At 62.1% G+C, this 10,735-nt stretch carries 9 protein-coding genes; 7 read left to right on the plus strand and 2 right to left on the minus strand.

Annotation, left to right across the window (positions count from 1 at the left end; all coding sequences use genetic code 11):
* Window positions 1-33: 33 nt before the first annotated feature.
* Both FJV80_RS07730 and FJV80_RS07735 read right to left on the minus strand, forming a co-directional pair.
* Window positions 34-318 carry a hypothetical protein gene (locus FJV80_RS07730; RefSeq protein ID WP_095770308.1) on the minus strand — a complete coding sequence of 95 codons (285 nt, stop codon included), beginning with the start codon at window positions 316-318 and terminating at the stop codon, window positions 34-36.
* A 54-nt stretch (window positions 319-372) separates the two neighbouring features.
* Window positions 373-1,377, minus strand: a complete 1,005-nt coding sequence (locus FJV80_RS07735; protein WP_095770309.1) for an alpha/beta hydrolase — start codon at window positions 1,375-1,377, stop codon at window positions 373-375.
* 152 nt (window positions 1,378-1,529) lie between these two features.
* On the opposite strand from FJV80_RS07735, the gene FJV80_RS07740 reads away from it, so the two are divergent.
* The 7 genes from FJV80_RS07740 (at window position 1,530) to FJV80_RS07770 (ending at window position 10,735) form a co-directional block, all read left to right on the plus strand.
* Entirely contained in the window at window positions 1,530-2,273 is a 744-nt protein-coding gene (locus tag FJV80_RS07740; RefSeq protein ID WP_095788145.1) for a competence/damage-inducible protein A, read from the plus strand.
* An 82-nt stretch (window positions 2,274-2,355) separates the two neighbouring features.
* Entirely contained in the window at window positions 2,356-3,189 is an 834-nt protein-coding gene (locus FJV80_RS07745) for a universal stress protein (RefSeq protein ID WP_095770311.1), read from the plus strand.
* Window positions 3,190-3,305: 116 nt separating this feature from the next.
* On the plus strand, window positions 3,306-3,806 hold the full coding sequence (gene gpt / locus FJV80_RS07750; protein WP_095770312.1) for a xanthine phosphoribosyltransferase: 501 nt from the start codon (window positions 3,306-3,308) through the stop codon (window positions 3,804-3,806).
* Between the two features lie 210 nt (window positions 3,807-4,016).
* Window positions 4,017-4,505 carry an NUDIX hydrolase gene (locus FJV80_RS07755; RefSeq protein ID WP_019857844.1) on the plus strand — a complete coding sequence of 163 codons (489 nt, stop codon included), beginning with the start codon at window positions 4,017-4,019 and terminating at the stop codon, window positions 4,503-4,505.
* A 102-nt stretch (window positions 4,506-4,607) separates the two neighbouring features.
* Window positions 4,608-4,919, plus strand: a complete 312-nt coding sequence (locus tag FJV80_RS07760; RefSeq protein WP_095788144.1) for a PilZ domain-containing protein — start codon at window positions 4,608-4,610, stop codon at window positions 4,917-4,919.
* 671 nt (window positions 4,920-5,590) lie between these two features.
* A complete protein-coding gene (locus FJV80_RS07765) occupies window positions 5,591-9,379 on the plus strand; it encodes a vitamin B12-dependent ribonucleotide reductase (protein WP_095791526.1) in 3,789 nt (1,262 codons plus the stop codon).
* Between the two features lie 225 nt (window positions 9,380-9,604).
* Entirely contained in the window at window positions 9,605-10,735 is a 1,131-nt protein-coding gene (locus tag FJV80_RS07770) for a hypothetical protein (RefSeq protein ID WP_142876027.1), read from the plus strand.

The raw sequence follows: 10,735 nt of genomic DNA on the forward strand, positions 1-10,735 counted from the left end.
CGTCGTGGGTCCGACCGCTGCCCGGCGGCTGAACTATTTGCCGCAATACTGGTCGTTCACGTTGCCCTGAGCATTCGCATCAGGACCCGCTGTGCCGTATGCACACGGGCCGGCTGGACCAGAATTGCCAAGGCTGTCCAGCCCAGAGCGATCGCCATTGATGCTTCCGGTCGTGTTCTGGTCGACGCCTGAGGACTCTTCGTTGCCGAACGGCCACCAGCTGTGACGGTTCGAATATGCGCCGTCGGACGATTGTGCCATCGCCGATGTGGTGAGACCGATCGTCAGAACCGATGCTGCAAGAAATTTCCTGTACATTGCATTACTCCGTGTCTTGGTCGCCTTGGATGCGACACGGGGTAAACCCGGCGGTCAGCCGGTTGGTTCATTGAAATTGTCGTGAGGCTGTGGTGATGGAAATGTGCGGACCGCAATCCGCTCGATGAAGCCAATCACCCGCTTGGGCTCGGCGAACTGCGGCATATGGCCGACGCCGTCGACGGGTTCGAAATCGAGCCCTGCGATCTTGCCTTGCATCGGCTCGCCATGGATGCGGATGTCGATGACGCGGTCGGCCGTACCGAAGAGGATGCCGGCAGGCATGACAATCTCGCCATAGCGCTGTTCGATGCGGCCGAGATCCTGTTCGACGGCCACCACATCGGCTGATGTCGCCTGGAAATGGACTGGCCGCAGCCCGAGCCAGCCGCCGCCGTCAACCATGTAGTCCGCGGGAAAGACCTGCGGCGCGAAGATGAATTCCATTGTCGGCCGCGCATAGCGCAGGCTCAGGGGTATCGCCACAGTATAGGCCATCATCCAGCGCTGCAGGCGCGAGGGGATATAGAGCAGGTCAAATCCTTGCCGCGCCCTGTTTTCCAGATGCGTCAGCGGCGCCAGCAAGGCGATGCCCGAAATTGCCTCGGGATGTTCCACGGCCAGGGTCAACGTGACGGCGCCGCCCAGCGAGTGGCCCACCACCAGCGGCCTTTCCAGCGCCAATTTTTCGATGAAGCGGCGCACCAGGGCCGCCTGTTCAGGCAAGCGGCCGGTGGCACCGTTCGCGCGCGTCGAATAGCCCGATCCCGGACGATCGAGCGCGATCAGCCGATAGCCCGGGCCGAAATGTCCAAACAGGGTGTGCCGGAAGTGGTGGAGTTGCGCACCAAGCCCATGCAGGAAGACGATCGGCCGCCCCTCGCCGACATCGACATAGTGGATGCGGTTGCCGTCGATCTCGATGAATTTTCCGACCGGCGGCACCAACCTTTGCGCCTTCGCCGCGATCCATAGCGTCGCCAGCACCAGGCAGGCGATCCCCAGGACCGCCAGCAGGAACAGCAGGGCCAGCAGCCACGACAGGATCGATATCAGCATTGTTCACCCGGACCAGAACCCGTTTGAGCTTACCTGCATCCGGTCATGCTGCAACCTTGCATCGTCCAGGCACGGATGTTCACCGCCGAGGTGGCATTGCCGATAGCCACGCGCCGCGCTATTTCAGGCGACCCGTCCTGCCGGAGCCCTCCATGACCGAAATCGTTACCGCCGCCATGCTCGTCATCGGCGATGAGATTCTCTCCGGCCGCACCAAGGACAAGAACATCGGCCACCTCGCCGATATCATGACGGCCGTCGGCATCGACCTGAAGGAGGTGCGCATCGTTCCCGACGAGGAAGAGGAGATCGTCGCGGCGGTGAATGCCGTACGTGCGCGCTACACCTATGTGTTCACCACGGGCGGCATCGGGCCGACCCATGATGACATCACCGCCGATTCGATTGCCAAGGCGTTCGGCGTGCCCTGCGAATACGATGCCAAGGCCTATGCGCTGCTGGACGCAAGCTATGCGGCGCGCGGCATCGAATACACCGAGGCACGCAAGCGCATGGCGCGGATGCCGCGCGGTGCCGACCATATCGATAACCCGGTGTCGGTAGCGCCCGGCTTTCGCATCGGCAACGTCCACGTCATGGCCGGCGTGCCCTCGATCTTCCAGGCCATGCTCGACAATGTCGTGCCGACGCTGAAGACCGGCACGAAAATGCTGTCGGCGACGGTGCACTGTCCGTTCGGCGAAGGCCTTGTCGGCGGGCCGTTGGGTGAGATCCAGAAAGCGCATCCGGATACGATCATCGGCTCCTATCCAAAGTATGGCGACGGCAAGTTCTGGACCGAACTGGTCGTTCGCGCCCGCAGCCAGGAGGCCCTCGACGCCGCGCGCGCCGATGTCGAGGCAATGGTGGCGGGTTTCGTCGCCAAGGCGAGTTGAACCCGTTGTGGCCGGAACAAAGCATGGCGCGCCGGCGTTGCTTTCACGCGAGTTCGAACACTCGCCAGATTGAGGGATCACCATGCGCTTCAGGACCATCGTTGCCATTCTGCAGAACGAGCAGGACGCCGAGCGCGTGCTCGACTGCGCCATTCCGCTCGCCAACCGCTTCCAGAGCCACCTGATCGGCATTCATGCCGAGGCGCTTCCGGTGCCCTACACGTCGGCGACCGGCTTTCCCGATACCGAGTTCCTGCAGGTCTCGGCCGACATGAGCCGGGAGCGGGCCGACAAGCTGCAGGCCGTCTTCCTCAGGCGCATCGAGGATTCCGGCCTCTCCTTCGAGTGGCGCAGCCTGGAGAGCTTCTCCGGCGACAGCGCGTTGACCGGCATTTCAAGCGTGCGCGCCGCCGATCTTATCATTGCCGCCCAGCGCGAAACCGGCGGCGATCCGAGCGCCGATGTCGACACGCTGGTCTATGACGCCGGCCGGCCGGTGCTGGTGGTGCCGAGCGCGGGTCCGCTGGTCACCACGTTCAAACGCGTGCTGCTCGCCTGGAACGGCAGCAAGGAGGCCGCCCGCGCCGCCTTCGACGCCCTGCCCTTCATCATCGAGGCCGAGAAGACCGACATATTGGTCATCGATCCGCCCGATACGTTCGACGAAACCCCGGAGGCCGCCGGCGCCGAAATCGCGTCGGCGCTGTCACGCCACGGCGCCAATGTCAGCGTCTCGGTGCAGAAATCGGGCGGCACCTCGGTCGACGACATGATCCAGAACCGGGTCGCCGAAACCGGCGCCGATCTGCTGGTGCTTGGTGCCTACAGCCACTCCTGGCTGCGCCAGCTGCTGTTCGGCGGCGTGACGCGCACGGTGCTGCGCACGGCACAGGTGGCGGCCTTCCTGTCGCGATAAGTCCACAGCCATCGCGGTAAGCCGCCCTTGCCAAGGCCGAGGCTTTCCAGTTAATTCCGCGCGCATTCCCCTGTTTTTGTGCGCGCGGTCCTCGCGTGCTGCGGAGTGCGCGAAAAATGTCCCTTCCCGAAAAAGCCTTCCCGGTCTCCTGGGACCAGTTCCATCGTGACGCCCGCGCGCTTTCCTGGCGGCTTTCCGGCGCCAACAAGGGGCAATGGAAGGCGATCGTCTGCATCACACGCGGTGGGCTGGTTCCCGCGGCGATCATCGCGCGCGAACTCGGCATCCGCATCATCGAGACGGTCTGCGTCGCCTCCTACCACGACTACACCAGCCAGGGGCAGTTGCAGGTGCTGAAGGAGATTACCCCCGCCCTGCTGGCCGACGACGGGGCCGGCGTGCTGATCATCGACGACCTGACCGACACCGGCAAGACCGCCGGCATCGTGCGCGCGATGATGCCCAAGGCGCATTTCGCCACCGTCTACGCCAAGCCGAAGGGCCGGCCGCTGGTCGATACTTTCGTCACCGAGGTCAGCCAGGATACCTGGATCTATTTCCCCTGGGACATGGGCTTCACCTACCAGAAGCCGATCGCCGACGACCACGCCGGCTGATTCGCGACACGCCGCTTTTTCCAACTAAGCCGCCACCGACGACAATATTTGCTTCCGTGGATGGCTCCCCGGGGCAGGATATCCTGTGAAATCGACCTCTGTTGGCGGGAATCGGCCAGCCTGATCAAAGTTTTTACTTTTATTGGTCAGAATTAGCCGTAAGATTCGTAAGGCGGCAAACGATTCTGGAGGCTGGGGCTAGCTTCTCCGATGTTGACAAGGCCAACGACGCACAACCATCTGGCCGAAAGGGTCCGGCGACTCTTCGGCACCGCTCCGTGCCGTCTGCAGGTTGCCGCGCTGCCCTGGCGCGACACCGGGAATGGCGTCGAGATCATGCTGATCACCAGCCGCGACACGGGCCGCTGGGTGTTGCCGAAGGGCTGGCCGGAAGCCAAGGAGCCGCTCTGCGAGGCGGCGGCGCGCGAGGCAGGCGAGGAAGCCGGATTGCGCGGAACCGTCTCGCATCTCGAAGCCGGCCGCTACTTCTATGCCAAGGTTCTGGCTTCGGGTGAAGAAGTGCCCTGCGAGGTGCTGGTGTTTCCGCTGCACGTCGACAAGATCGCCGACCGCTGGAAGGAAAAGCACTCCCGCACCCGCAAATGGGTCAATTCCAGCGAAGCCGTACGCATGATCAATGAGCCGGACCTTTGCCAGATCATCGCCTATTTCTGCGCCGACCCGCACAGATTCTCCTAGCGGACCTCCGCCTTCTCCATATTCACAACCCTGTGATGTGACGGGCATGAAAGGTTTGCTAATCCTTCTTCGCTAAGAATCGACCAATCTGGCGTTTGATCGATGGCGAATCCTGTAGACCCACTTCAGCAGCATACCGGCGAGCCCGAGCGCGAGCACCGTCCGCGCGTGCTCAAGGGTGGAACCGTCATCACCGGGATTCAAAACTCGGAAATCGCCGTGATGCTGCGCAACCAGCATGCGGGCGGCGCCGAATTAAAAATACCGCTCGAGGCGCGGGTGCCCGATCATTTCCTGCTTTATGTGCCGCTCGACGGAGTCGCCTATCGCTGCGAGGTCCGCTGGCGCCGCAACGACCGGGTCGGCGTGCAGTTCACCGGCACCGAGCCGAAGCCGAAGCTGCATTACGGCTGATATCTGGCATATCGGCCCGACAGGTTTTTCGAGGCGGCCAGATTGCTCACGACCGACGCCTCCCGGCGGTCAAAGTGCACAGATCCACCGCTCGAAACGGCAATCGCCGCGGCGCATTTCTATCCCCGTTATCCACATGTGTGACACACAAGATGTTGGGGTCACAAAAGCTACGCAAACGAATCCTTGACGGCGCAAAACGAGTCGCCTTTTATAGGCCATGTGCTCCTGTTGAGAGCGCGACCGGAAAGTTCTGAGCCCGGTCTTTTTCCCGGATTATGTGCGTTTTTGCCCGCATTTCCGCCCGTTTACGAGGCCGGCGGAAGCGTTGGGATTGTGGGGTGGCGGGGCGACGAAAGGGAGAATTGTCGGACTGGAATAAATTGTCTGTTAATACTATATTTAGTGTTTGCAGGTAGGTTCGACGCTAGATAGTGTGAATTTCCCTCGAGTGAGGGAATCGAAAAAATCAGATTTGAGGGACCCGCAGGGTTCGCCGGCGCGTTGTGACAGAGGCTTCACGAGAAGCCCAGGCCGCAAGTGCTGGGGGAGATCGCGGAATGGAGAGCCGGCCGTTTTCGAACGCCGGCAGACGGCGGACATGCGCGTTTCGCATCAGGGGGAGAAATCCCTGGGGAAAAGCGCTATATATAGACAAAAGGACCGAACCAATGCGCATCGAGCGTCGCTTCACCAAGCAAGGGCAATCGGCTTATGCGGAGATCGAATTCCGCAAGGCGCTTTCCGAGATCAAGAATCCGGATGGCTCGGTGGTGTTCCGCCTCGACAACATCGATGTGCCGGCGCAGTTCTCCCAGGTCGCCGCCGATATCCTGGCGCAGAAATATTTCCGCAAGGCCGGCGTGCCCGCGCGGCTGAAGAAGGTCGAGGAGAACGACGTCCCCTCCTTCCTGTGGCGCTCCGTCGCCGACGAAGCCGAACTGGTCAAGCTGCCGGAAGCCGAGCGCTACGGTTCCGAGATCGACGCCCGCCAGGTCTTCGACCGGCTGGCCGGCACCTGGACCTACTGGGGCTGGAAGGGCGGCTACTTCAAGTCGGAGGAAGACGCGCGCGCTTTCCGCGACGAGCTCGCCTATATGCTGGCCACCCAGCGCGTCGCGCCGAATTCGCCGCAATGGTTCAACACTGGGTTGCACTGGGCATACGGCATTGACGGTCCGAGCCAGGGCCACTTCTATGTCGACCCCTTCACTGGCAAGCTGACCAAGTCGAAGTCCTCCTACGAGCACCCGCAGCCGCATGCCTGCTTCATCCAGGGCGTTCAGGACGACCTCGTCAACGAGGGCGGCATCATGGATTTGTGGGTGCGCGAGGCGCGCCTGTTCAAATATGGCTCGGGCACCGGTTCGAACTTCTCGCTGCTGCGCGGCGAAGGCGAAAAGCTGTCGGGCGGCGGCCGCTCGTCCGGCCTGATGAGCTTCCTCAAGATCGGCGACCGCGCCGCGGGCGCCATCAAGTCGGGCGGCACAACGCGCCGCGCGGCGAAAATGGTCATCGTCGACGCCGACCACCCCGATATCGAGGAATTCATCGACTGGAAGGTCAATGAAGAGCAGAAGGTCGCCTCGCTGGTGACCGGCTCCAAGATCGTCAAGAAGCATCTCGAAGCCATCATGAAGGCCTGCGTCAATTGCGAAGGCAATGGCGAGGACTGCTTCGATCCGGCCATCAACACGGCCCTGAAGCGCGAGATCAAGGCAGCCAAGAAGTCGGCGGTGCCGGAGAATTACATCTACCGCGTCATCCAGTTCGCCAAGCAGGGCTACACGTCGATGTCGTTCAAGACCTACGACACCGACTGGGATTCGGATGCCTACCTGACCGTTTCGGGCCAGAACTCCAACAATTCGGTGTCGCTGAAGGACAATTTCCTGCGCGCCGTCGAGGACGATGCCGACTGGCACCTGACCGCCCGCAAGGACGGCAAGGTCTTGAAGACGCTGAAGGCCAGGGACCTGTGGGAAAAGATCGGCTATGCCGCCTGGGCGTCGGCGGATCCGGGCCTGCATTTCAACACGACGATGAACGACTGGCACACCTGCGCTTCGGCCGGTGCGATCCGGGCCTCCAACCCGTGCTCGGAATACATGTTCCTCGACGACACGGCCTGCAACCTCGCATCGATCAACCTGCTGCCCTACCGCAACGCCGACGGCACGATCGACATCGCCGCCTACGAGCATACCGTGCGTCTGTGGACCATCGTGCTGGAAATCTCGGTGATGATGGCGCAGTTCCCGTCGAAGGAGATCGCCAAGCTTTCCTACGAATACCGCACGCTCGGCCTCGGCTATGCCAATATTGGCGGCCTGCTGATGACCTCGGGCATTCCCTATGATTCCGACGAGGGCCGCGCCATCTGCGCCGCGCTCACCGCGATCATGACTGGTGTGGCTTATTCGACATCGGCGGAAATGGCCTCCGAACTCGGCGCCTTCCCCGACTATGACCGCAACGCCCAGAACATGCTGCGCGTCATGCGCAACCATCGCCGCGCTGCCTATGGCGACAAGGACGGCTATGAGAAGCTCGCCGTCAATCCGGTGCCGCTGGTCGCCTCCGACCTCAAGCAGCAGGCGCTTGCCGAACATGCGAAAGCCGCCTGGGACCGCGCCATCGAGCTCGGCGAGGAGCATGGCTACCGCAATGCACAGGCAACCGTGATTGCGCCGACCGGCACGATCGGCCTGGTCATGGATTGCGACACCACCGGCATCGAGCCCGACTTCGCGCTGGTGAAGTTCAAGAAGCTCGCCGGCGGCGGCTATTTCAAGATCATCAACCGCGCCGTGCCGGAAGCGCTGCGCACGCTCGGCTATTCCGAGAGCCAGATCGCCGAGATCGAGGCCTATGCGGTCGGCCACGGCAATCTCAACCAGGCGCCCGGCATCAACCCCGGCTCGCTCAAGGCCAAGGGTTTCAGCGACGACAAGATCGCCGCGCTCAATGCGGCGCTGAAGTCAGCCTTCGACATCAAGTTCGTCTTCAACCAGTGGACGCTCGGTGCCGACTGGGTGAAGGAGACTTTTGGGTTCACCGACGAGCAGCTCAACGACTTCTCGTTCGAGATGCTGCCGGCGATGGGCTTCTCCAGGAAGGACATCGAGGCCGCCAACATCCATGTCTGCGGTGCCATGACGCTGGAAGGAGCGCCTTTCCTCAAGGCCGAACACCTCGCCGTGTTCGACTGCGCCAGCCCCTGCGGCAAGATCGGCAAGCGCTCGCTGTCGATCAACAGCCACATCCAGATGATGGCGGCCGCGCAGCCCTTCATCTCCGGCGCCATCTCCAAGACCATCAACATGCCCAACGATGCGACGGTTGAGGACGCCAAGGGCGCCTACATGCTGTCGTGGAAGCTGGCGCTGAAGGCCAACGCGCTCTACCGCGACGGCTCGAAGCTGTCGCAGCCGCTCAACGCCTCGCTGCTCGCCGATGGCGAGGAGGATGAGGACGAAGCCGTCGAGCAACTGATCGCGTCCCCGCAGGCGGCGCGCGCGGCGCAGATCACCGAGCGGATTGTCGAGCGCATCATCGAGCGCGTGTCGCGTGAGCAGGAAAAGCTGCCCGGCCGCCGCAAGGGTTACACCCAGAAGGCCAAGATCGGTGGCAACACCATCTTCCTGCGCACCGGCGAATATGATGATGGCCGCCTCGGCGAGATCTTCATCGACATGAACAAGGAAGGCGCCACGCTGCGTGGCCTTCTCAACAACTTCGCCATCGCCATTTCGCTCGGCCTGCAATACGGCGTGCCGCTCGACGAATATGTGCACGCCTTCACCTTCACCAAGTTCGAGCCGGCCGGCATGGTCATCGGCAACGATGCCATCAAGAGCGCGACGTCGATCCTCGACTACGTGTTCCGCGAACTGGCCATCTCCTATCTCGGCCGCAACGACCTCGCCCATGTCGACCAGTCGGACTTCTCCAACACCGCACTTGGCCGCGGCATCAGCGAAGGCAAGACCGACGCCGTTTCCAAGGGCCTGACCCGCGGTTCGCCGGTGAAGCTGGTGTCGAGGGCGATCGGCAATGAGCCGAAGGGCTTTGCCGGCGGCTCGACCGGCACCCCTGCCCGCTCGGCGCCCACCGCCTTCTCCGGCTCCAACGTGCTGGCCCTGAAGCCGGCCAGCGACGAGGCGATCGCCTACAAGCGCGACTATGAGGAGCGGGCCAAGGAACTGGCCGAGGACATCGCCTTCGAGGAAGCGGCGGGCTCTGCTTCGGTAGCCTCGGACGCGACGGCGGCGCTGTTCACCGATGCGGCTGCGAACGAAGCCGCCGAAGCGAAGAAACTCGCCGCCGACCGCCGCGCCAAGTCACTGCTGCAAGGCTACACCGGCAATTCCTGCTCCGAATGCCAGAATTTCACCATGGTGCGGAACGGGACCTGTGAGAAGTGCGACACGTGCGGCGCTACGAGCGGGTGCAGCTGAGGGGATTTGATTGATGGTGCCACACCCAAAGTTGGGTACCTGAAAGCCAATGTTATGTACTTGGAGCGGCTCTGCGGCCGCTCTTGGCTCACCCTCCGGCAAACGTCGGAAATGCAATAAACCCGGGCGCTTCGGCGCCCGGAAGAACAAGAAGGAACAAATTGGCAACGCTCGAGAGAAGCAGTTCAAGCATCCTCGCTCCAATCCCAAAGGAATGGCCTCACGATGACTGCATACCTGACATTTTTCCCCCTCGGCAACGCTGACACTACGTTGATCCGGCTCGCTAACGATGACCTCGTCCTGATGGACTACGCCAACATGCGCAGCACGGACGATCCGACGGACAAGCGCATCGACCTTCCTAACGCGCTCCGGGACGAATTGGATGATGCCGACCGCAAGTCATTTCGCGTCGTCGCATTCACCCATCTGGACGATGACCACATCTGCGGTTCTCGCGATTTCTTCTGGTTCGACCACGCCCGCATCTTGCAAGGAGATGACCGCGTTAAGATCGACGAACTCTGGGTGCCAGCGGCTGCGATCACCGAAACCTCCCTCGAGGGTGACGCTTGGACCATCCGATCCGAGGCTCGCCATCGTCTGAAAGAAGGCTACGGCATCAAGGTGTTCTCGCGCCCAGCCAACCTCGCCAAATACCTCGCCGAATGGGATCTGACCGTGGAGGACCGTGCGGATTGCATAGTCAATGCCGGAGAACTCGTTCCGGGCTTCTCGAAGTGGGACGCGGGCCAAGCGGAATTCTTCGTGCATAGCCCATTCGCCTGGCGCACCGACGACGGCCTCGAGGATCGAAACGAGTGCTCTATCGTGGTGCAGATGACGGCGCGCGAAGGACTGAGCGAGAGTTTCGCCCTTCTAGGCGCCGACATCGATTACGAGTCACTCTCGCAGATCGTCCGGACATCGAGGGAGCACGGCAACGAGCATCGCCTTCACTGGGACGTGCTGAAGCTCTTTCACCACTGCTCGTACAAGTCCCTGTCTCCCGAAAAGGGCGATGATATCACCGAACCCGTTGAAGACGTGAAGTGGCTGTTTGAGGAGCTTGCGCGCCAGCGGGAGATCATCGTCTCGCCGAGCTGGCCGATTCCGGCGAAAGGCACTGCCGACGATAAGGACAAGCAGCCGCCGCACAGGCAGGCCGCGAACTACTACAAGGAAATCATCAAAGACTCGAACGGGCAGTTCAAGGTCACGATGGAAACGCCGACCGAGTCGAACCCGAAGCCGATCAAGCTGAGGATTTCCTCGACAGGCGTAGCGGTCATGATGACGACGGCACCGAGCGTCACCAGCATAGCTGCGGCTAGCACGACGCGGGCGGGATGA

This window comes from Mesorhizobium sp. WSM4310, from assembly GCF_007003935.1.
GTDB lineage: Bacteria > Pseudomonadota > Alphaproteobacteria > Rhizobiales > Rhizobiaceae > Mesorhizobium.

Bases quoted from the DNA above. Each gene is read 5' to 3' on its own strand.
- gpt (WP_095770312.1), top strand. From the start codon at position 3,306: ATGTCCCTTCCCGAAAAAGCCTTCCCGGTCTCCTGGGACCAGTTCCAT.
- FJV80_RS07735 (WP_095770309.1), bottom strand. From the start codon at position 1,377: ATGCTGATATCGATCCTGTCGTGGCTGCTGGCCCTGCTGTTCCTGCTG.
- FJV80_RS07765 (WP_095791526.1), top strand. From the start codon at position 5,591: ATGCGCATCGAGCGTCGCTTCACCAAGCAAGGGCAATCGGCTTATGCG.
- FJV80_RS07760 (WP_095788144.1), top strand. From the start codon at position 4,608: ATGGCGAATCCTGTAGACCCACTTCAGCAGCATACCGGCGAGCCCGAG.
- FJV80_RS07730 (WP_095770308.1), bottom strand. From the start codon at position 318: ATGTACAGGAAATTTCTTGCAGCATCGGTTCTGACGATCGGTCTCACC.
- FJV80_RS07740 (WP_095788145.1), top strand. From the start codon at position 1,530: ATGACCGAAATCGTTACCGCCGCCATGCTCGTCATCGGCGATGAGATT.
- FJV80_RS07745 (WP_095770311.1), top strand. From the start codon at position 2,356: ATGCGCTTCAGGACCATCGTTGCCATTCTGCAGAACGAGCAGGACGCC.
- FJV80_RS07755 (WP_019857844.1), top strand. From the start codon at position 4,017: ATGTTGACAAGGCCAACGACGCACAACCATCTGGCCGAAAGGGTCCGG.
- FJV80_RS07770 (WP_142876027.1), top strand. From the start codon at position 9,605: ATGACTGCATACCTGACATTTTTCCCCCTCGGCAACGCTGACACTACG.